General features: G+C 61.6%; 18 protein-coding genes. 11 read left to right on the forward strand and 7 right to left on the reverse strand.

From position 1 onward, the window contains the following. Window positions 1-10 precede the first annotated feature (10 nt). Together K0M74_RS00745 and K0M74_RS00750 are read left to right on the forward strand one after the other, a co-directional pair. Window positions 11-2,005 carry a prolyl oligopeptidase family serine peptidase gene (locus K0M74_RS00745; protein WP_293966938.1) on the forward strand — a complete coding sequence of 665 codons (1,995 nt, stop codon included), beginning with the start codon at window positions 11-13 and terminating at the stop codon, window positions 2,003-2,005. Then, on the forward strand, window positions 2,002-3,300 hold the full coding sequence (locus K0M74_RS00750; RefSeq protein WP_293966939.1) for an MFS transporter: 1,299 nt from the start codon (window positions 2,002-2,004) through the stop codon (window positions 3,298-3,300). Before K0M74_RS00745 ends, K0M74_RS00750 begins: the two co-directional genes overlap by 4 nt. A 16-nt stretch (window positions 3,301-3,316) precedes the next feature. Here the strand turns inward: K0M74_RS00750 and K0M74_RS00755 are convergent, their stop codons facing one another. After that, on the reverse strand, window positions 3,317-4,075 hold the full coding sequence (locus K0M74_RS00755) for a GntR family transcriptional regulator (protein WP_293966940.1): 759 nt from the start codon (window positions 4,073-4,075) through the stop codon (window positions 3,317-3,319). A gap of 9 nt (window positions 4,076-4,084) precedes the next feature. Beyond that, the gene (gene argE / locus K0M74_RS00760; RefSeq protein WP_293966942.1) at window positions 4,085-5,281 is read right to left on the reverse strand and encodes an acetylornithine deacetylase; all 1,197 of its coding nucleotides are present in this window, start codon (window positions 5,279-5,281) and stop codon (window positions 4,085-4,087) included. Between the two features lie 479 nt (window positions 5,282-5,760). Here argE and K0M74_RS00765 point away from each other — a divergent pair, with 479 nt between their 5' ends. Together K0M74_RS00765 and K0M74_RS00770 are read left to right on the forward strand one after the other, a co-directional pair. Further along, the gene (locus tag K0M74_RS00765; RefSeq protein WP_293966943.1) at window positions 5,761-6,669 is read left to right on the forward strand and encodes a tyrosine-type recombinase/integrase; all 909 of its coding nucleotides are present in this window, start codon (window positions 5,761-5,763) and stop codon (window positions 6,667-6,669) included. A gap of 2 nt (window positions 6,670-6,671) precedes the next feature. Further along, entirely contained in the window at window positions 6,672-7,865 is a 1,194-nt protein-coding gene (locus K0M74_RS00770) for an IS91 family transposase (protein WP_293966968.1), read from the forward strand. A gap of 408 nt (window positions 7,866-8,273) precedes the next feature. On the opposite strand, the gene sulP is transcribed toward K0M74_RS00770, so the two are convergent. Together sulP and K0M74_RS00780 are read right to left on the reverse strand one after the other, a co-directional pair. Continuing rightward, window positions 8,274-9,935 (reverse strand): SulP family inorganic anion transporter, encoded by a 1,662-nt coding sequence (sulP, locus tag K0M74_RS00775; protein WP_293966944.1) that lies wholly within the window; start codon window positions 9,933-9,935, stop codon window positions 8,274-8,276. A 6-nt stretch (window positions 9,936-9,941) separates the two neighbouring features. After that, entirely contained in the window at window positions 9,942-10,271 is a 330-nt protein-coding gene (locus K0M74_RS00780; protein ID WP_293966945.1) for a helix-turn-helix transcriptional regulator, read from the reverse strand. A gap of 184 nt (window positions 10,272-10,455) precedes the next feature. Between K0M74_RS00780 and K0M74_RS00785 the strand changes: the two genes are divergently transcribed. The 7 genes from K0M74_RS00785 (at window position 10,456) to K0M74_RS00815 (ending at window position 15,699) form a co-directional block, all read left to right on the forward strand. Beyond that, window positions 10,456-10,647 carry a hypothetical protein gene (locus K0M74_RS00785; protein ID WP_293966946.1) on the forward strand — a complete coding sequence of 64 codons (192 nt, stop codon included), beginning with the start codon at window positions 10,456-10,458 and terminating at the stop codon, window positions 10,645-10,647. A 19-nt stretch (window positions 10,648-10,666) separates the two neighbouring features. Beyond that, the gene (locus tag K0M74_RS00790; protein ID WP_293966948.1) at window positions 10,667-10,909 is read left to right on the forward strand and encodes a hypothetical protein; all 243 of its coding nucleotides are present in this window, start codon (window positions 10,667-10,669) and stop codon (window positions 10,907-10,909) included. A 41-nt stretch (window positions 10,910-10,950) separates the two neighbouring features. After that, on the forward strand, window positions 10,951-11,190 hold the full coding sequence (locus K0M74_RS00795) for a hypothetical protein (protein ID WP_293966950.1): 240 nt from the start codon (window positions 10,951-10,953) through the stop codon (window positions 11,188-11,190). Between the two features lie 75 nt (window positions 11,191-11,265). Beyond that, window positions 11,266-11,787 carry a DUF983 domain-containing protein gene (locus K0M74_RS00800; protein ID WP_293966951.1) on the forward strand — a complete coding sequence of 174 codons (522 nt, stop codon included), beginning with the start codon at window positions 11,266-11,268 and terminating at the stop codon, window positions 11,785-11,787. A gap of 57 nt (window positions 11,788-11,844) precedes the next feature. Continuing rightward, on the forward strand, window positions 11,845-12,147 hold the full coding sequence (locus K0M74_RS00805; RefSeq protein ID WP_293966953.1) for a hypothetical protein: 303 nt from the start codon (window positions 11,845-11,847) through the stop codon (window positions 12,145-12,147). Between the two features lie 686 nt (window positions 12,148-12,833). Then, window positions 12,834-14,975, forward strand: a complete 2,142-nt coding sequence (locus K0M74_RS00810) for a penicillin acylase family protein (protein WP_293966955.1) — start codon at window positions 12,834-12,836, stop codon at window positions 14,973-14,975. Window positions 14,976-15,477: 502 nt separating this feature from the next. After that, window positions 15,478-15,699, forward strand: a complete 222-nt coding sequence (locus K0M74_RS00815) for an excalibur calcium-binding domain-containing protein (protein ID WP_293966957.1) — start codon at window positions 15,478-15,480, stop codon at window positions 15,697-15,699. A gap of 31 nt (window positions 15,700-15,730) precedes the next feature. Here K0M74_RS00815 and K0M74_RS00820 read toward each other — a convergent pair whose 3' ends face one another. From K0M74_RS00820 to K0M74_RS00830, 3 genes are all read right to left on the reverse strand, one after another. Continuing rightward, window positions 15,731-17,371, reverse strand: coding sequence for a hypothetical protein (locus K0M74_RS00820; protein WP_293966959.1), 1,641 nt, complete (start codon window positions 17,369-17,371; stop codon window positions 15,731-15,733). Window positions 17,372-17,614: 243 nt separating this feature from the next. After that, window positions 17,615-17,809 carry a hypothetical protein gene (locus K0M74_RS00825; RefSeq protein WP_293966961.1) on the reverse strand — a complete coding sequence of 65 codons (195 nt, stop codon included), beginning with the start codon at window positions 17,807-17,809 and terminating at the stop codon, window positions 17,615-17,617. A gap of 346 nt (window positions 17,810-18,155) precedes the next feature. Continuing rightward, on the reverse strand, window positions 18,156-20,669 hold the full coding sequence (locus K0M74_RS00830) for a TonB-dependent receptor (RefSeq protein WP_293966963.1): 2,514 nt from the start codon (window positions 20,667-20,669) through the stop codon (window positions 18,156-18,158). Window positions 20,670-21,116 lie beyond the last annotated feature (447 nt).

A 21,116-nucleotide genomic window follows, 5' to 3' on the forward strand; every position in this document is an offset into this window, starting at 1 on the left:
AGGTTTGCCCGTGCCCTCCCCGGAAAGCGATCTCCCCTCCCCCGCAGCCGAAGCGATCGAAGCCCAGGTCCGCGATTATTTCGAGCGCCTCTACCGGCCCGGCACGGGGCAGTTTCATGGGATAGTCCATGTCGCGGCCAATCCGGCGAGCGGCGTCATCGCCTTTTCGGGCCCGATGATACGCGCCGGCGGCGGCTTCCCGGTCACGCGTATCGGGCTTCTCGCTCCCGACGGCGCGGTCACGCTTCTCGGCAGCGATACCGCGAACGACAGCCAGCCGAAATGGTCGCCCGACGGTTCCCGTCTCGCCTTTCTGTCCGATCGCGATCATGGGGCGGGCAACTTCCAGCTGATGATCGCATCGGCCGAAGCCCCCGATGCCGCCTCCGCGCCCGCGCCCATCGCCGGCGAGGCAATCGAGAGTTTCGTCTGGGCTGCCGACAGCCGTCACTTGCTGCTTCAGAGCGCCGACGCAGGCGCCGATGCCGCCGGATCAGCCGCGACTGCGCGGATCGGGGGCGGTGCCAGCGAACGGCCCTCATGGATGCCCACCGTCGAAACGGGCAGCCACGACGGCCTGTGGCGCCATGCGCATATCCTCGACATCGAATGCGGAGCGCTCGGGCGCGTCGGTGTTGATGGCCAGAATGTCTGGGAGGCCGACTGGTGCGGCCCCGACGCCGTCGTCGCGATCATCTCGGCCAGTCCGACCGAGGGCGGCTGGTACCAGACCGAAATCGCGATCGCCCCGGCTGCCGGCGGGGCGTTCGAACGCTTCGCCGCGAGCGAAGTCGAGCTTGCGGGGGTGACGGCCTCGCCCGATGGCAAGACGATCGCGGTGATCGAGGGACGCTTCCACCGCACCGTCCAGCTCGGCTCGCTCATCCTTTACGACCGCGCGACGGGCGCGCCGCGCGAGCCCGATATCGGCGCGCAGGTTTCAGCGCTCGCTTGGCGCGATACGAAGCGCCTCTTCTTCACCGGCTTCACCGCTCCCGGATCGATCGCAGGAACCCTGAATATCGCAAGCAACACTGTAGCGATCGAATGGCGGGCATCGGGCACGGCCGGGCGCAAAGTGCCCTATGCGGTCCCCGAGGGACGCGATGCGGTTCTCGTCCCCGGTCATGCCTTCAACCGCTATCCCTATCTCGCGCGTTCGGGTCCGACGGGCGAAGAGTTGCTGCTCGACCTCACCCCGCCCGATCTGGCGCCGATCCAGGCGCGGATGAAGCCGGCCGAGGTTGTTCGCTGGCAGGGCCGCGATGGGCTCGAAATCCTCGGCTATCTTGCGATGCCTGATGGGGTAGAACGCCCGCCGCTCGTCGCCTTCATCCACGGCGGCCCTTCGCACCTGTTCCGCGACAGCTGGACCTTCGACAACCCGCTCGCGGCGTTGCTCGTCAGTTCGGGCTATGCGGTGCTCTTCCCCAATCCGCGCGGCAGTTCGGGGCGCGGGCTCGATTTCGCGAGCCGCGTAATCGGTGACATGGCGGGCGAGGATGCCTACGACATTCTGGCGGGTATCGACCATGTGATCGCCAACCGTCCGGTCGACGGCAGCCGGCTGTTCGTGACCGGGGGCAGCTACGGGGGCTTCATGACGACGTGGCTCGTCGGTCAGACAGGACGCTTCCAGGCCGCCTGCGCGATCGCGCCGCTGACCGACATGCGCAGCCAGTTTTTCACAGCACATCATCCCGAATTCCTGTCGCTCTATTCGGGCGGCGATCCCTATGACGTCGGCGGCGTCTTCGACCAGCGTAGTCCGCTGGCGCATGCGAACAAGGTGACGACCCCGACGCTGCTCATCGCGGGCGAGATGGACAAGACAACGCCGCCGGCACAGGCGGTGCAGTTCCACCATGCGCTCGTCCTCGGCGATGTGCCGACCAATCTCGTTCTTTATCCCGAAGAGGGCCACGCCGCTGCGCGCTACGAGGCTCAGATCGATCAAGGAACCCGCGTGCTGCGCTGGTTCGCACAATGGAAAGATCGCAATTGAGTACGCCCCCTCCACCCGCGGCCGTGCAGGGCGGCGGCGCGGCGCATCTCTACACCCCCTCCCGGCGCTGGCTGTTCCTCTCCATTCTTTTCTTGGTAGGCGCGTCGAGCTCGATCGACCGCGTTGTCATCTCGGTGCTGCTCGAACCGATCAAGCAAGAGTTCCAGGTCTCCGACACCCAGCTCGGCCTGCTAAGCGGCCTCTCCTTCGCATTGCTCTATTCGGCGTTCGGTCTGCCGATCGCGCGCTTTGCCGATCGCGGCAACCGCAAGAAACTGATCGCGGTCGCGATTTCGGTCTGGAGCCTGATGACGGTGCTGTGCGCGGCGGCGGCCAGCTTCTGGCAGCTGCTGCTCGCCCGCATCGGCGTGGGAGTGGGAGAGGCTGGCGCGACCCCGCCCGCGCAGTCGCTGATCGTCGATTATTTCCCCACCGCGCAGCGCGCCCGCGCGATCGGTATCTTTGCGACATCGGGAACGGTCGGCTATCTAATCGGCCTCTCGGCGGGATCGCAGCTCGTCGCGGCCTATGGTTGGCGTGCGACGCTCGTTGCTTTTGGCCTGCCCGGGCTGCTGATCGCCGCGCTCGTCTACTGGATACTCGACGAACCGCGCCAACGAGCCGACGCCGCAGTGCGGCGCGGCAGTAGCGAGGATTTTCGCACCTCGGTCGGCCGGCTTGCCGCGAAGCGGTCCTTCGTCCTGATGCTGACCGGCTTCACGCTTTATCATTTTGCGGCCTATGGCTCACTCGTCTTTGTGCCCTCCTATCTCGTGCGCGTGATCCAAAGTCCGATCGAGCAGGCAGGGCTCTATTATGGCGCGACCTCGGCGCTCGCGGTGCTGATCGGCAGCCTTGCCGGCGGAGCTATTCATGACGCGCTGTCGCGGCGCGATCCGCGCTGGATCGTCCGTTTTCCGGCCATCGCATTCGGACTCGCCGCGCTGCCCAATTGCGCGATGTTCCTGATCGACGATCTACTCAGCTTTCTGATTGTCAGCACGATCGGCGGCATTCTGCTCTACGCCGCGCTACCCGCCGCCTTCGCCGCGATCCATGCGGTATGCGGCAGCGCGCGCCGCGCTACGGCAATTGCGGTCGTCCTTTTCTTCGGCAATCTGCTGGGCTTTGGCCTCGGGCCAGTGATCACCGGTGCGCTCAGCGACCATTTCAGCGCGATCCACGGTCCCGAAGGTTTGCGCTATGCACTGATCATCGTGATGGCGCTGACTGTTCCGACTGCCTACTTCTTTTACCGTGCGAGCGGCAAGGTGGCGGAAGATCAGGAGGATTGAGGCTGGCGGCTGCGGCTCAGCCGCGGCCGGACAGCGAGAAATCGGCGGTGCTAGAACCGGCGATAAACGTCTTCATCCGTTCGCGAAACTCGTCCGAATGTTCATAGACGAGCCGTTCGGCCTCGGCAGCATCGCCCCGGCGGATCGCGTCGATCATCTGGTTATGCTGCTCGATGACGTCGGAATAGCTCAGGAGCGCCTCGCCATTCTGGCGAAAAGCGAGCAGCGACAGCCGCATGACGCCGCGCAGCATTTTCGAGCAATCGGCGGCAAGGAACTTGTTCCCGCATGCCTGATTGATCGCATCGTGAAAGGCCCAGTTCGCGTCGACGATCTGGCGCGGATCGCGTGTTTCGCTTGCGACCGCGAATTCGCGGTTGCGCCGTTCGAGCAGGTCGAGATGGTGCGGCTTGCGGCGGAGCGCGGCCCAGCGCGTCGTGGCGCGTTCATAGAGTTCGAGTGCTTCAAGAACCTGCGGGACCTGATCGAGGTCGAGCGGCGCCACGCGCGCACCGCGGTTCGGTGCCAGCACGACAAGGCTGTCCGACGCGAGCCGGATCAACGCCTCGCGGATCGGAGTTCGCGAATAGCCGAGCTCGCGGCTGAACTGGACCTCGTCGAGCTCGGTGTTCGGCGCCAGATCGAGGTTCAGTATCTGCTCGCGCAGCAAGGCATACACCTTCTGCCCCGAGGATTGACGGGCGATCTCGTCGCTTATGTCGGCGACCTCGGCCAGATCGTCGGATTTCGCGGGTTTGTTTTGGATTGCGCGCATCGGCTGTCTCTACGCTGCATGGGTCATCGCAATCAACCTCGACATGAACCGCGCGCCCGCCTCGATCTGCGCGATCTCAATATATTCGTCGGGACGATGGGCCTGCACGATCGAACCGGGTCCGCAAATTACCGTCGAGATGCCCGCGATCTGAAACTGCCCCGCCTCTGCGCCATAGGACACGGCGCCTGCGGGAGCCGCCTCTTCGCACAGCATCGCGGCCAGTTGCTCGGCCGACCCGTCTTCCTCGCGCCGCAGCGGCGGCACCTGCGCGATCGGGTTGACCTCCACGCCAGTCTCCGCGCCCTCGGCTTTTAGGCGCGTCCGCGCCGTCTCCACGGCCACCCAGAATGGCGCGAGCACGGCATCCGCTTCGCGGTCGGGCACCGTGCGCAGGTCAAATGTGAACCGGCATTCGCGCGCGAGGATATTGGCCGCGGTACCGCCGTGAATCGTTCCCACGGTCAGGGTGGACCAGGGAGGGTCGAAACGCGCGTTGCGATGGCCGGTGCGCTCGCTTTCGGCGATCCGGCCAAGCACGCTCAATATGTCGATCGCGATCATGTTCGCTGACACGCCCTCGTGCACCAGGCTCGAATGCGCTTCGCGCCCGGTAACGACGACTTCGTAAAGATGAATCCCCTTGTGGCTGTTGATGATCGCCATTTCGGTTGGCTCACCGACGATCGCCGCGGCCGGGCGATGTCCTTCAGCCACCAGCGCATTGATCAGGTCGGGCGCGCCGAGGCAGCCGATCTCTTCGTCATAGGAAAAGGCGAGATGGACCGGGCGCGTCATCTTGCGGGGTGTAAGATAGGGCACCGCAGCGAGCGCGAGCGCGATAAAACTCTTCATGTCGGCGGTGCCGCGCCCATAGAGCCGTCCTTGATCCTCCACGAGCGTGAAGGGATCGCGGCTCCACGGCTGGCCTTCAACCGGAACTACGTCTGTATGTCCCGAAAGCACGAGGCCGCGCGCCTCAGCCGGGCCGATCGTCGCGAGCAAATTCGCCTTGCTGCCGTCGGCGTTGTTGATGCGCCGCGCGACGACGCCATGCCCGGCCAGATAATTCTCGACATATTCGATCAGGGCGAGGTTCGTTGCGCTCGATGTAGTGTCGAACGCGATCAGGCGGGCAAGAATCTCGATCGCCGATGCGGCGAGAGCCGGCGCAAGATTGTCTCCGTTTTTCGGCGCACGTGTCACCGGCCGCGGCCCTTCTGCAGCTTCAGTGTCGCGAAAGACCGTCACGCGCATCCCGCCCGCGCGCGCCGTCCAAAACCTTCTTGCATGAAAACCCCTGTTGCGACTGCCAACGGCAAATTATTGTATACATATTGTATTTTTTCTGTCGGCGGTCAATAGGGATTGCGCTAATACAAGGCGAATGTGCGGGACGATACGGACTTGGAATTGGTATAACTCGGGCAAAACCTCCGCGATCGACTGCTGGCTATAGAAATGAGTCGTGATGCCGATGCGCGCCTGCGGGTAGAACCCTCGGTGATTGAACGCATGCGTTCGGCTACAAAGGTCGCATCTTCGCGAATGGTGGCCGCTGCACGAACCACTGCGTGGATTGGCGCTGTCATCGATGTAAAGCCATCCAGCGAGCGTCGCATATGATTGAACGTCCGCTGCCATAGGCAGACCCTTTCGACTCCTTCAACCTGAGGAGTCGAACGATGAATGAGCTTATCCAGATTGGCCCGATCAGCCCGCTACGCCAGCGCCTGCTCGACGACATGGCGATGCGCAGGTTCGGGCCGGAGACGCAGCGTAATTATCTGCGCGACGTCGGACGGTTCGCGACCTGGCTCGGACGCTCGCCGCACACCGCGAGTGCGGAGGATGTCCGCCAGTTCCAGATCGATCAGCAGCAAGCGGGCGTTCCGGTGCCGACGATGAACAGCATCGTCAGTGCGCTCCGCTTCTTCTTCACCGAGACGCTCGACCGCCCCGATCTCGCGCGCAAGCTGATCCGCGCCAAGCAGGTTCGCAAGATCCCCGTCGTCCTCACCATGGCCGAGGTGAAGCGGCTGCTCGATGCCACGCGCTGCCTCAAGCACCAGGCTGCACTGTCGGTTGCGTACGGCGCCGGGCTGCGCGTCGCCGAGGTCTCAGCGCTCAAGGTCAGCAATATCGACAGCAAACGCATGCTGCTGCGTGTCGAGCGCGGTAAAGGCGGACGCGACCGCAACGCCATGCTGCCCGAAGGCTTGCTCCTGCTGCTGCGCGACTGGTGGCACGCCGGACGACAGCAGGGCATTTTGTATCGCGACGGCTGGCTCTTTCCCGGACAGGGCGCAGCGGCCCCGATCAGCACCCGCCAGCTCCACCGCGTCGTCGTCGAGGCGGCTGAGGCGGCCGATATCGACAAGCGCGTCGGGCCGCACACCTTGCGCCACAGCTTTGCCACCCACCTGCTCGAAGACGGCGTCAACATCCGCGTCATCCAGGCGCTGCTCGGACACGCCAACCTCAATACCACCGCCTTTTACATGCAGGTCGCAACGAAGACGACGCGTAAGGTGACCAGCCCGCTCGACAGGCTCGCGCTGGCATCGCCCATCGAGGAGCCACCCGACGGCTAAGGCTGATGCGCACCTCGCTCGAGGTCGCCGACATCTTCCGTGCTGCAGGGCCCGCGTATCGCACAACACATGCCGGGCATCTGAGCCTGCATCAGCTCAAGATCATGTCGGCGATCGAACATTGCCGCACCGCCGCGCTCGGTGGACACGTCGAAGCCTGTACCGACTGTGGTCACTGGCGCATCGCCTACAACAGTTGCCGCAACCGGCATTGCCCCAGATGCCAGGGCGCCGCGGCGCGCACCTGGCTCGAGGCCCGCGAGGCCGACCTGCTCCCGGTCGGCTATTTCCACGTCGTCTTCACCCTCCCTGCCGAGGTCGCCGCGATCGCCTTCCATAACAAGGCGCTGGTCTATGACCTGTTGTTCAAGGCCGCGGCCGATACGATGCTGACCATCGCCGCCGATCCCAAGCACCTCGGCGCCCGGATCGGCATCACCGCCGTCCTTCACACATGGGGATCCGCCCTCACCCATCATCCCCACATCCACATGATCGTGCCGGGCGGCGGCATATCGCGCGATGGGACACGCTGGATATCCGCACGCCCCGCCTTCCTGCTGCCGGTACGCGTGCTCGGCGCACTGTTCCGCCGCTTGTTCCTCACCCGACTGCGCGCCCTCCATGACCGTGGGCAGCTCGCCTTCTTCGGCGGCATGACCCAGCTCGCCGAGCGGCGCGCTTTCCTGCGGCACCTCTCGCCGGTCCGCAAAAAGCGCTGGGTCGTCTACGCCAAGCCGCCGTTCGCAGGGCCCGAAGCGGTGCTCGCCTATCTGTCGCGCTACACCCACCGGGTTGCGATATCGAACAGCCGCCTCGTCCGCTTCGACGATGCCGGGGTCACCTTCCGATATAAAGATTATCGCCAGGGCGGCGCCAACCGCCAGCAGGTCATGACCCTCGCAGCTGACGAGTTCCTCCGCCGCTTCCTGCTCCACGCCCTGCCGCGTGGGTTCCACCGCATCCGCCACTTTGGCCTCCTCGCCAGTGCCAGGCGCAAGGACCATCTCGAACGCGCCCGCCGTCTGCTCAATGTTGCCCCCGCGCCGGCCGACGATCCGCCCGCCGAGCTCGAAGCTCAGCCGCTGTGCCCGTGCTGCGGTGGCACCATGGTGATCATCGAGGTCTTCGAACGTCGCTATCAACCCCGAGCGCCGCCACCGCCATCACTCTCATCCGGGACGCAGACGCCGTGACCCGGCACGGCTCATCCACTCCCGTAACCGGCGCAGCCCTGCGTCCGGAAGCGGACACACTTGCGCTCGCCCTGCCGAAAAGCAGACGCCGCTATATCAAAATCGGTCCGTCCGCTTTTCGGCGTCCGCTTTTGCGATCTAAATTCAGACGGTCCGATCTCAGATGCGTCCGATTTTGGGCAGCAACGTCCAGCACCACGACCTGCGCAAAACCGCTTTCCCCATAGCTCAGTCCATGCATCCCGCGGTTCGGGCATCGAAGACTTTCCGACGCCTGGCGGCGTCCGAAACTCTCAACGCAAGCTGTCCGACCGGTGTCGGATACAGAACAAGGAAAAGCCGACGTTCGCGATTTCGATACATGAAAATCAAGCTCGCTTAAAACACCGGGAGAAGCGGGAACGGTTTTCATACGCGACCAACCAGTACCTCCGCTTTTCGGACTGCGTCGTCAAAACTTTCGACAAAATGCAAACTGGAACCGGCTTCATCGAGTTTGCCGCGACGGAGCATCTCCATCGGCTGAGTTCGAACGCCCGAGAAGATGATCTGCGCTCCAGCGCGCCGCGCTTGGATTACAAACTCGTGGACGCCCGCAACCCCGCTGGCATCGAGCAAGGGGACTTCGCGCATCCGCAAAATGAGTATCTTCGGCGTCTGACCTAATCGCCGCAAAGCGTCGAGCAATTCGCCAGCAACGCCGAAGAAGAACGGGCCCGAAATCCGGAATACCTCGACACCATCGGGCAGCGCATCGCGCTGGCTCAGGTCCTCGCCATCGAGGTCTCGCGCGTCGGATAAATCATTGTCATTCTCAATTTGGACGGTTTCGCTCATTCGGGCCATGAACAGCAAAGAGGCCGCCGTAACCCCGACACCAATTGCCACCGTTAGATCGACCAATACCGTCAAGCCGAAGGTCAGCAGCAATATTCCGCGATCGCTGTTGGGCATTGAGAGCAAGGCGGTGAACCGCTCATACTCGCTCATCCCCCACGCCACCATGAACAGGATGGCGGCAAGGGCCGCCATCGGCACATAGGCCATCAGGTCGGTGGCAAACAGGATGAACAGCAGCAGGAAAACGGCATGCGCTATGCCGGCGACCGGCGTTTTGGCGCCGGCCTTGATATTGGTGGCAGTGCGGGCGATCGCGCCTGTCGCCGGCAAGCCACCGAACAGCGACGAGGCCATGTTCGCGATGCCTTGGCCAACTAATTCCTGATTGGAACGGTGCCGCGTGCCCGTCATCCCGTCCGCGACGACCGCGGACAGCAATGCCTCTATCCCAGCAAGAAAGGCAATCGTGAACGCGGCCGGGAGCAGTTCCTGGATCTTGGCCAGGGTGAATTGGGGCAAGGCCGGCATCGGAAGTCCCGCAGGCATTTCGGGAAACCGCGATCCCACGGTGTCGACGGGCAGTTTCAGGACCGCCACGACAATCGACGCTAGCAGCACGGCGATCAGAAATCCCGGCAGGCGGGGCGCCAGTCGGCGCAGGATGACGATCGTGGCGAGCGCGCCAAGACCAACGCAAACTGTCACGAACTGCACCGTTGACAAGGCACCGAAATAGGCTTGCCACTTGGGCAGAAAATCGGCGGGAACAGATCTCATGGACAGGCCGAGAAAGTCCTTCACCTGGCTCGACGCGATGATGACAGCGATGCCAGCGGTGAAGCCCGTCACGACTGGGTGGGGAATGAATTTGATCATTTGCCCGAGGCGGGCAATGCCCGCGACAAACAGGATGACACCCGCCATCGAGGTTGCGATGAGCAGCCCATCATAGCCGTGCTGGGCGATGACGTTGAAGATGACGACGACAAAAGCGCCCGTCGGTCCGCCGACCTGGGTTCGCGACCCGCCAAGTGCGGAAATCAGAAAGCCAGCGATGACCGCCGTGACCAAACCCTTGTCCGGCGACGCGCCGCTGGCAATGCCGAGCGCCATCGCCAGCGGCAGGGCGACAATCGCAACGGTCAGCCCGGCCAGCACATCGGCGCGAAATGTCCGCGCGTCATAGCCTTCGCGCAACGTGCTGATCAGCTTGGGCGTGAAGGACTGCATCGTGCGCTAAATTCGCTGTTCATCAAAGCGCGGCCCATCATCGCGATCGAAAAGGATGGAATTGACGCGGCCCGCCGATTTTCCGCTGCTTGTTTCACGAAGGCGAACCCCGCGACCTACCGCTTCGCTCGGTGCATTTTCGCCGATCAGCTCAATGCCATTGCTTTCGAGCGCGCGAATGACCTTAACGAGGGTATCGACGACACCCCGAACCTGGCCGTCGGATGCTTCCATGCGCTGAATCGTCGGCAACGATAGCCCCGCCAGCTCAGCCAGTTGCCGTTGATCGATACCCAGCAGGGCGCGTGCGGCACGCATTTGTTGCGACGTGATCATAGAGCCTCCTGATATATAAGGTATCAAATATCAGTATTAACACTTCATAATAACCGTGTATATATGATTACACCTCGTTGACCGAGAAGCGATTGCGCGCCGTATGTCGCTGCGCACAAGCGGATTGGACCGTGGCGGTCCGATGGTAGCCGAATCAGCGCGTTGCCGAGCAGGAGCAGAGGAAATGACGATAGTCGTTGTAGTGATCGTTTCGGCTTTGCTGATCGCGTTGTTTGTGGGCGTCACTATTGCAGGCGGCAAGTCGCACGACCGTCAGAATGAAGCGGCCAAGAAGAAGTGCGCCGCGCCTCCGCCCGCTGAAAGCAATCGACCTTCCGTCGATCGCACCGATGGTCCCTCGCAGTCGGTTCACTGACAAATTCAAGGACATTGGCGTGACGATGTTTGTGCCCATTCTCGAGAACATCCGGCAGCGGTTCGTGATTCAGGACGTCACGGTGCAGGCTGCGACCGCCGATCCTGCGCCCGGAGAGAAGAAAATCGAGTTCATTCTTCGAACCGAAAATAGCCCTGTCGAGCTGGTCCCGCCTCTTGGCGAAGCCATATTACTGATGGCGGGAATCGGTCGGGCGCTCGACGAGTGCAATCGGCAAAGCGCGGGAGCGGAAGGACGATGAACCGAAATGCCACCACATGACATATTATGGGAGATGCGCCCATGACGCCTCCCATCAAGGTGCGCGCGCAGTTGAAACGTCCAAAGCCCTTCGAGCGCCAGGTCGTCCTTTCGTTCGAAGGGACGCAGCCGCAGGCTGACATCATATTGTCTGCCAGCCAGGCAGCAATGCTGATGTTCGAGATCGGACACGCGCTCGAAGAAGTTGAACGGCTGGCGAAAGGCCCGAGCGCCGACCGGCGGCTGTCGCTCAAATTTCCCGCGCATGATCCGCGCCGCTAGATGCCGCAACCCAAACCGCACGCCATCATGAGCCATGTAGCGACAGACTGCGCTGCTGTAACAAGGAACCGCAACGTGCCTGACTGCTCCATCGGCCCTTTTGACGAGCTGCCAAGGCAGAAGCCCTCGATCCCGCCCGCCAGCGACGCCATTCGTGGCGGAGGCGGCGCCCGTTCCCGTGCGCAGCCCAATCATCCTCGCAGCGGCTTCGAGGCGGCCTTGCGGGGCGCTTTGAATCGCTGCCCCAGTTGCGGCCAGACCGCGCTATTCGCGCGTTACCTGAAACCGGTCGATCACTGCGAGATGTGCTTGCAGGACTGGACGCCGCAGCAAGCCGACGATTTTCCGGCCTATCTCTCCATCCTTATAACCGGGCATTTGTTGGCGCCGGTGATCATCGCGCTCGTCAGTCATTGGGATGTTCCGACGTGGCTCCTGATGGCGCTCGTGCTCACGTTGGCGGCGGGGACGATGACCGCGCTTCTCCAGCCCGCGAAAGGCGCGGTCATCGCGATGCAGTGGTGGCTGAGCATGCATGGGTTCGCTCGACCCGAGCCGATCCAGGACGCGGGCCCCTCAGCGGCCAAATCCGAATAGCGGCACACGCTGACGAGCGGAGCGCAAGTGAAGCTTTCGTAAACAAAGGAAAATTTGATGCTCAATAGCGAAGTTTTTGCAGCCCGGGCCGAGATGAGTGCGCGTGAAGCGGAAAAATGCACCCTGCCACAAACCAGAAATCAGCTGATACTCGCCGCCGAAGTCTGGCGGGAGAAGAGCCGCTACGCCTCGCAGTTTGAAAGCCGCGACGTGCGAGCTCCCGTCCGGTCGAAACGCCAATCGATCCGCCTGCAAGGCGCGGCCGAACAGCCGCGCTCCGTCCATCGCCCGCGTTCAACACGCCGGAATCTGTTGCTTCGCAAGCTTGCCGCGCCGCCGCGTCAGCATGAACAGCCCTGAGCCAATTGCGCGAGCCCGGTCGTCGACCGACATATGTTTCAGGGACGCTGGACGGTGAACGCCAGGATCGCGGCGATGGCCACGGCAGGCCATAGCGCGTGCGCGCCCATTTGGATGTAGGTTGCTGCTCCCAACATAGCGCCCAACCCCAATGTCGCTGCCAGCAAAGCATAAGGAACCCAATTGGCCCCCGCATCCCCTGAAAGGCGCGCCGCCAAGCGATGCCCGAGCGAGGTGAGAAAATAATGGGCGCCGATTGAACCATGGCCGATGTCGACAACCCTATTTGCGACCCCGACAGCCGTCGCCATTGCGGCCCCTGATCGCACGCATCTTGAAGCGAAGCGCAGGGTGCGGCATCAGCGTGCTGGCGAAATTCTAGGTTCAGCAGATGAAGACCAGCTGATCATAAAGCTGCATGCCAGTTCTTGGCCGATTGGCGTCGGTCGGCTTTCAGGCATGGATCTGGGATAGCCGTCATTCTGCAGAATCCGTCGGCAATGACTCAAAGCGACCGGGAGCAGAATGACTGTGCTAGTCGAAATAGAGCTGCCGTTTTGGGATGCTATCCTTGGCATTGCGGGCGTCACAAACATGGGCGAGGTCCTTGAAACAATGATCAGCGGTGGCGCGAGGGCATATCCGGCGCTAAGCTCAATGCGGGATGATTAAGGGGGGAACTGACTGTGGGCCGCCTTGCAAATTTTTGCGCTTTTTCTTTGCTTATAGCCACGTCAGCGCATGCCACCCCCTATCGCGCCGAAATTGTTCGCGACGATTGGGGCATTCCGCACATCACCGGTCGCTCGGACGCCGACGCAGTGTTTGGAATGATCTATGCTCAGGCCGAGGATGACTTCAACCGGATCGAAATAAACTATCTCACCAGTCTCGGTCGCCTGGCCGAGGTCGAAGGCGAGAAGGCGCTGTGGCAGGACCTGCGCCAGCGGTTGTGGATCGATCCGAACGAATTGAAGGCCCAATATGCCCAAAGCCCGCCTTGGCTGCGCAAGCTTATGCAGGCATGGGCGGCGAGTCTAAACCAGTATCTAGCCGACCATCCGGAAGTAAAACCCAAGGTGCTGACCCGGTTTGAACCGTGGATGGCGCTGAGCTTTTCCGAAGGATCAATTGGTGGCGATATCAGCCGCGTTTCGCTCAGCCAACTGCAAGCCTTTTACGAGCGCCGCACAGTAGCGCTGACCGCTGAAGAGCGCGGCCTCGTGACGCGCGAGCCGACCGGCTCCAACGGCTTTGTGATCGCGCCGTCTCATAGCGCCAGCGGCCATCCGCTGCTGCTGATCAACCCGCACACCAGCTTCTTCTTCCGCGCCGAGCAGCAGGTGACGAGTGGACAGGGTCTTAACACTTATGGTGCGGCAACCTGGGGGCAGTTTTTCATCTACCAAGGTTTCAACCAGAATGCGGGGTGGATGCACACCACCAGTTCAGCCGATACGATCGACGAGTTCGCCGAGACAGTGGAGAAAGGGACTGGGGGCAATAAGTGGACGTATCGTTACGGCAAGGAGGAACGCCCAGTAACCGTCGAGACCGTTGCGCTCGCTTATCGCAAGCCGGACGGCGCCGTTGGTAGTCGGGCGTTCAGTGTCTACTCCACACATCACGGCCCAGTGGTCCGCGAAGCCGACGGCAAGTGGATTTCGGCGGCGTTAATGCATAGGCCGGTAGCGGCGCTGCAACAGAGTTTTTTGCGCACCAAGGTCAAAGACCTCGCTGGTTTTCGCCGTGTTGCGGAGCTGCAGGCAAATTCGACGAACAACACCTTGTTTGCCAGCAAAGCGGGTGAGACAGCGCTGTTCCTCCCGCAATTCATGCCGCGGCGCGCTCCACGCTTCGATTACACAAAGCCTGTCGACGGAAGTAACCCGGCCACAGACTGGAAGGGACTGCACGCGTTTCGGGAGCTGCCGCAAGTGGTTAACCCAGCCAACGGCTGGGCAATGAACGTCAACGACGGGCCTTGGTGGGCGGCAGGAGCCGATAGTCCCAACCAGTCAGCTTACGCGCGCTATTTCGACCAGGTCGGTAGCCGCCCGCGCACTGCTGCGGCGCTGCGGGTGCTGGCGGCGCGGCCCAGTTTCACGCTCGACCAGCTCGTAGAAGCGGCTTACGATCCATGGATACCGCTGTTCGCCCAGCAAATCCCGGAAGTGGTCGCTGCGCAGGCGCGCAACCCAGATACCTCGCGCGCAGAGGCTGTCGCCCTCCTTGCTGGATGGGATCACCGGTGGAGCCTGGCTTCAACCGAAACAAGTCTCGCTGTGTTCTGGGCCGATGCGCTATGGGAGCGGATATCCGTCGAGGCCGGAGTGCCAATGTCCCCAGTGCAGCCCGCGCTGATGGCGCAAGCCAGCGACGCTGACCAACTCGCCGCACTTGATGCGGCGATCGCTCGGCTCAAATCGGACTTTGGTTCGTGGACGGTGCCCTGGGGCGAAATCAACCGCTTCCAACGCCTCGACGGGGCAATCGTCCGAACCTTTGACGATACCAAACCAAGTATTTCGGTGCCGTTTGTCTCAGCCAACTGGGGCTCGCTCGCCTCGTTCGGCGCACAGCGCTATCCGGGGACTCGGCGTTATTATGGCGACTACGGCAACAGCTTCGTCGCGGCCGTCGAATTCGGTCCTCGCGTCCGCGCTCGCGCGGTAACCGCAGGAGGTCTAAGCAGCGACCCCGCCTCGCCACACTTTAACGATCAGGCGAAGCGTTATGCACAGGGGAATTTGCGGGCCGTGTATTTCTATCCCGAGGATCTCGCCGGGAAGGTGCGTTCACGCAAGGTTGTGCGCGGTAAAGACTGACGTTCTGCTATGATCCACCGGCACAACAGTCTGGGACAAATGGCGAGGTTGCCGCCTTTATGGCCCCTTCTAAGCCGCCCCGGTAGATGTTGACTGACTGGAATTGGGCGTCTTGCTGACGCGGGTCGCAATCTGCGCGAACGGCGGGTTTCGGGCAGCCGTCTCGCGGTCGGCTACGACTGACTTGAGGCGCTAACCAGACCGTACAATCACAGCTTACGCGTCGACGCTGATGCATTAGCACCAGCATGCTTACCGACAAAAAGCCCGTCGACGTTAAGGCGCTCGAACGCCATATTCTCACGTTCCACCCCCACTTGCCCGCATTTACCTCATCGCAACCGCACACGGCTAAGTTTGAACCGTGGCCCGCCGCCCCTCGCCTAGATTTCACGCACGCCATTCGCGCAACAAGCCGCCGCACCGACGCTCGTATCGCGCGCGCAATTGGCTCAGCATTTCGCGGCTCCGGCCGATCCTGCTGCTCGGCGTTGCGATCGCTTTGATCGCCTTGCAGACGAAGCCCGAGCTCAGCAACGGCGTCTTGTCGTTCGCGCAGAGCCCAGACGAAAAAGCCAACATCGAGCAGTCGGCTTATTACCGCGATTGTGCAGCTGCTCGCTTGGCTGGCGCAGCTCCAATATATGACGGCTCACCCGGCTACCGTGCTCAACTTGACCGCGATGACGATGGCATCGCCTGCGAACCTTACCGCGGCAAATAATTGGCTCGTGTGGCGCGCTTGCTCACATCGACTACAATCCGAAGACCTTCAATCCCGCGTCGAAAACGCCTTCCAACCTGCCTCCGACGCCATTCCCCCGCCGTGATGAAAGCGGCGCCTCCTCAATGATGAGAATCCCTGATCCTTGCTCAATCTTATCCTTGAGCAATTGTTCGCGCCCAAAGAAATATGGCGCAAATGTTTCCGTGCGCGTCACCGAATAGGCGAGATCGGTACTAAAGCCGACAAGTTGATCCTGCCCAAATATGCGCCCGCGTTCCGCTTGTTCGACTCTGATGCCGCGTCCGCCTTTAACAATCAGTCTGCATGAGCCGTGAAACACCAAATAGCGCAGTTGCAGCGTCAGCCACGCATTGAGCGAGAACAGACGCCAATGGCTCGTGATGCGTATTGCTTGCGCTATCGGCTGTACGACAGCGACGAGTGCGCGTTGATGCAGTACGCACGCAGCCCCGGCCGGCAAGCGTATTTCAGCGAGCTCGGCGAACGGATCGCGGACTGCTGAGACCGTCGTCGTTTCGCCTTCGCCGCGGATGCGGGTCAGGAAAATCAGCCCGCTCGCGATGCTAGAAAGGACGTGCCGATAGTCTAGAACGGCGCGCGTGTCCTTCTTCGCGCCAAGCGCGCTCGATTGCAGATAATCTTGCCTGACCAGAAGCTCCTCGCCTCTTCCCAATGTAACCGGAATTGAGACGCCAGAGGTTGCACTAGCCGTGATCGGGACATTTGTGTTGCCCGCGACTTTGATCCGTACCGAGGCCCGCCGTTCTGCCATTGGCGCCAAGACATAATAGAATATGACACGTATGATGAATGGCATTGCCAGAACGGCCGCAAGCACCAACAGCGCCTTCGAGATGATTCCACTGTACGTCTCGTCGGCGATCTCAGGCGCGTATGTGGCCAACTCTTTCGCCAAGCCATTCCGAACCTGCGAGAGCGCGACTTCCGACGCGCGCAACTGGGCCCGCGCTATGTGGCCTGCGGCTATTCCCGTTTCTCGTGCTGATTTCTTGCTATTGAAGTTACCACATTTGACCTTCGCCTCTTGCGTGAGCTTCGTTGCGCGATCGTGTAAAATGTTGCCGACCGACCGTTCAGCATAGCCGCTGCTGTTGAAGCTTCTGACAGCCTTGTTCGCGCGAATGCACTCGGCTTGAGCAAAGCTGACGTCGCTTTGGAAAGGGTAGGAGATGCCAGCCAGAGTCGCGCGGCCTTCCTCCCTCTTCTTCACTGCCGTTAGCAGCGCGATCTCGGCCGTTAGTCTTCGGCTCCTCAACTGTAATTTTTCGCGTGCGATGATCACCGTTGGCCGATATCTCTCGAACAGGCCCGGTGCTCGGTCTAAATCCTTCTTCAGTCTTGCGAGAGCGTTTTTTCTCTCGCGCAAAGCATCGTCGAGCGCGCGCCCGCTCAGATCAGCTAAGTTCGCTTCAGACGCTTTGAGTTCGGAAATCGCTTGCTGCTTCAACAGCATCAATTCCGATTTGATCTCGCCGGGCGATTTCCATTCGAGATTCGCCGCCGTCTTGACGATTCCGTCTGAGATTCTCGGCCAGACCAGCTGGTGGAATGAAATCGCCGCGACGATTAAAACAAACAGCATTCCTTTACGAAGAAACCATCCCAGCGTCGCCTTGATTATGTTCATGGCGCCCCTCTAGCCAACGTCTTCGAGAAACCTGACGCTAAACGCTCAGTCGCAACGACAGAATATCTGGCAAGTGCCCCGCAGAGGCGGGAATCACAAGCTACAATGCCCCGGCGCGACCGGCCGCGCAGCCGGGTCATCTTCGTCGTCGTCCCGGTTTCGTCGATGAACACCAGCCTTTCGGGCCGTTTCTTCATCCACGGCTGCCGATATCCGCGCCATACCCGCCGCGCGCGGGCAACGTCAGCGCGATCGGCTTCGCTCGCCAGCAGCGTTTTTTTTAACGGTAAAACCGTGCCGGAGCAGCAACCGCGATAGCGATGCCGGGTGCGCTTTCACCCCCCGTTCCGCAAAAAGACGCGCCGCCAACTCGGGCATGGTGATGTCGCCATTCGCCTCGACCCAGCCGATCAGCACATCGGCATGGCGATCAAGCATACCGCTCCCCCTCGGACGGCCCTGACACGCAGGCGCTACCGATCCCGTCTGCGCCTTGCGCTGCGCCAGGCGAACCGCCGTCGGCGCGCTCACCCCAAAGCGACGCGCCGCAGCACGGCGCGAGCTTCCTCGCTCTATCTCGCCAACGATCCGATCCCGAAGATCAACCGAACTGCTCTTGCCCATGATCCACCTCCAACAACGGTGAATCATAAATTTGCACCAAAGGGAATCCCCGCGATTCAGATTAATTACGCGACGCTCTAGGGGCGCGCCACTTTCAATCAGCCACGAAAAAGAGCGCGGGAGTTCCCTCCCGCGCCCTGTTTCCGTTTTCGCTGTTCGATCAGAATTCGACCGACAGCGTTCCGCTGATGGTGCGCGGCGCGCCGATCTGCACGAACGGGGCGCTGGTCCCTTGGGTCAGGCCGCCGCCGAAACCGCCGACATAGAATTGATCGAACAGGTTATAGACGTTAACCTGGAAGAAGGTCTTGTCGTTCAGACCTGCCCATTCCAGATTCATCCGCGCGTCGAGATTGACCAGCCAGTATGCGGGCGCCTTGGCAGGATAAACTTCGTTGCCGCCCAGCACTAACGGCAGGTTGGTGTCGAACAGGTAACGTCCGCCGGTCCGCTTGGCGGTCAGGCCCAAATCGACCGGACCCAGAGTACCGCGAACGGTACCGCCATAGGTGTAGCCCGGCGAACCCGATTCGCGCTTGCCGGCGGTCGGGGCGAAGGCGTTCGCACCGGTCTGCACGTCGTCCTTGATCTCCGAATCGAGGTACGAGGCAAAAGCATAGAGGGTGAGGTTATCATTCGGCTGGAACGAAACATACCCGTCGATGCCGTACTTATCGACCTTGCCCAAGTTCCGGAAAACGGTCGTATCGAGTTCGGGATCGTAGGCCGAAGCCTGGCGGTTGCTATATTTGGTGAACCAGCCCGACAGTTCGCCCTGCACGCGGCCGCTGCGATAGCGGACGCCCAGATCAAAGCTGTCGGTGGTTTCGGGCTTCGGCTGCGCCTGCTCGGTGCCGGGGGCGAAGAAGAAGCTGTTGTACAGATTGTCCGTACCCGGAACCGACAGACCCTTGGCATAGGAACCAAAGATGCTGACCTGTGGGGCAATCTTATAGACGACGCCGACGTTGGGCAGGATGTCGTCATATTTGAACACGCGCTGCTGCGGACCCTGACGAACGCTGCCGTTCGAGTTGGTCGGGTTCAGTGCAGCGTAGGTTGCATTGCGCGGATCGCCTTCACCGAAGCAATCGACAAAGCCCGACGCCGAGGTGGTGAAGCAATTCTGGTTCAGGTCGCGCTTGAAGAACGGAGCGCGCAGGCCGGCATTGACCGTCAGGTCGCCGAATTCGCCGCGATATTCACCGGCGACCTGGGTCAGTGTTGCATAGGACTGGCGATCACGCTTTTGCAGCACCGCACCCGTGGCGTCGGTCAGCGGATCGTTAACCGGGAACACGTCAAAGGGTTCGCCGTTGAACTGGAGCAGCCCGACCTGGCCGGTCTGGCGGTGGTTGGCGCGGTCATAGGTGAACGATGCGCGGATCGTGTGCTGATCGTTGATGTCCCAGCGCAGGCCGGCGATCACGCCATAACGATGCGTGCGCGTCTGACTGGGTGCCAGTACGTTCACGCGGTCGAGCAAGTCGCCGTCGCCGTTGAGATCCCGGCCGAAATAGGGTTGGCCGCCGATATAGCCGGTCGACAGCGTCGTACCCGCCGTCGGGTTGATGTCGCGGAAGCCTTCATTGCCATTGACCGTGCCGCCGCCATTGGCCTTCACATATTGATAGCTGGGATCAACCGTCAGCACGATGCCTTCGGCCAGCGTGAACTTCGACGCACCGCGGATATTGCCGGTGTTCGACGGGTTGTAACGACGGTCGAATTCGGTGCCGCAGCTGCTCGGTGCATCGGTTACGCCCGGGGTAACCGGTGCGGCGGTGGTGCAGGGAAAGTTGATCAGATATTCGCGTTCGTCATTGTTAGCGGGGAAGCGGTTGCCCGATCCCGACCCGACGGTGCGGTTGGAATCGTTTCGCAGCGGCAGCGAGCCAAAGAAATTGTTGCGGTTCTGGTTATAGTGACCGGCCACCGAGACGAAGTCGCCATTGTCGCCGATCGGCTGCCAGATGCGCGCGTTATACTGCTGCTTGTTGACGCGGCCGTAGTTGTTGAACGGGTTGTCGTTCGAAGCGGTCGAGGCCGAAACGAAGGCGCGCGTACCGAAGGGGGTGAATTCGCCGAAATCGACCATGCCGAAAATGCGGAAGAATTTGAATTCACCTGCCGAGCCCGACAGACGAACGCCGAAGTCTTCACCGGGGGTACGCGTACGATAGTTGACGGTGCCGCCGACGGCCGAAGCGGTGGGGCTGTCGACGTCGGTCGAACCAAGGTTGACGTTGACCTGCTCGATCACTTCGGGGTCGAGCTGCTGGTTCGAATAGATGGCATAGTTACCCGAGTCGTTGAGCGGGATGCCGTCGAACGTCAGCGAGATGCGGCTCGAGTCAAAACCGCGGATCGTCAGCGTGCCGCCCGACGAACCATAGGCGTCGTTGTTCTGAAAGCTGACGCCGGGAACCATGTTGATCGTGTCGAGAATCGTTTGGCCGGGGTTCTGGCGACCGATCACTTCCTGACCAAGCACGGCTTTCGCCTTCGACGTGTCGGGCGAGCTGATGCCCGCAACATCGCGTGCGGTGGTACCGGTGACGACGATTTCTTCGTCGAAGTCGACCGAACCGGTCGACTGGGCAAAGGCGGGCGTGGAAAGTAGCGCAACCGGGATCAGCGCGCAGCTGGCGGCAAGCGTGTGACGAAAATTCATGACAGGATGTCCCCTTGGTGTGATGTCGTTCGGCAGGCGCACGAAGTGGGGCGCGCTTGACCTGCGAGCGCCCCTGAAGCCCGCATGTGGCACGATTGTGACAGCAAATGTGACAGTGCAAGTGGCGCGGCGCCAAAGTGTCTGCCTAAGATCGAAAAACCGCGAGTTTGCGTGGCAGCCTGTGAATTACCCACAGGCCGAGTTGCGTTTTTGTCGGCAACTGTTGCTGCAATGCAACATTAAAGAGTCGCGGGCGCCCCCCGCGCCGCGGGGGGCGGCCGCGACTCTTAAATGTTGCATTGCAGCAACAGTTGCCGAGAAAAACGCAACTCGGCCTGTGGGTAATTCACAGGCTGCCACGCAAACTCGCGGTTTTTCGATCTTAGGCAGACACTTTGGCGCCGCGCCACTTGCACTGTCACATTTGCTGTCACAATCGTGCCACAT

The sequence above is a fragment of the Sphingopyxis sp. genome (genome assembly GCF_019459305.1).
Lineage (GTDB): Bacteria > Pseudomonadota > Alphaproteobacteria > Sphingomonadales > Sphingomonadaceae > Sphingopyxis.

Coding starts and splice junctions, on each gene's coding strand:
- K0M74_RS00755 (WP_293966940.1), bottom strand. CDS start 4,075: ATGCGCGCAATCCAAAACAAACCCGCGAAATCCGACGATCTGGCCGAG.
- K0M74_RS00765 (WP_293966943.1), top strand. CDS start 5,761: ATGAATGAGCTTATCCAGATTGGCCCGATCAGCCCGCTACGCCAGCGC.
- sulP (WP_293966944.1), bottom strand. CDS start 9,935: ATGCAGTCCTTCACGCCCAAGCTGATCAGCACGTTGCGCGAAGGCTAT.
- K0M74_RS00780 (WP_293966945.1), bottom strand. CDS start 10,271: ATGATCACGTCGCAACAAATGCGTGCCGCACGCGCCCTGCTGGGTATC.
- K0M74_RS00785 (WP_293966946.1), top strand. CDS start 10,456: ATGACGATAGTCGTTGTAGTGATCGTTTCGGCTTTGCTGATCGCGTTG.
- K0M74_RS00795 (WP_293966950.1), top strand. CDS start 10,951: ATGACGCCTCCCATCAAGGTGCGCGCGCAGTTGAAACGTCCAAAGCCC.
- K0M74_RS00805 (WP_293966953.1), top strand. CDS start 11,845: ATGCTCAATAGCGAAGTTTTTGCAGCCCGGGCCGAGATGAGTGCGCGT.
- K0M74_RS00820 (WP_293966959.1), bottom strand. CDS start 17,371: ATGAACATAATCAAGGCGACGCTGGGATGGTTTCTTCGTAAAGGAATG.
- K0M74_RS00825 (WP_293966961.1), bottom strand. CDS start 17,809: ATGCTTGATCGCCATGCCGATGTGCTGATCGGCTGGGTCGAGGCGAAT.
- K0M74_RS00830 (WP_293966963.1), bottom strand. CDS start 20,669: ATGAATTTTCGTCACACGCTTGCCGCCAGCTGCGCGCTGATCCCGGTT.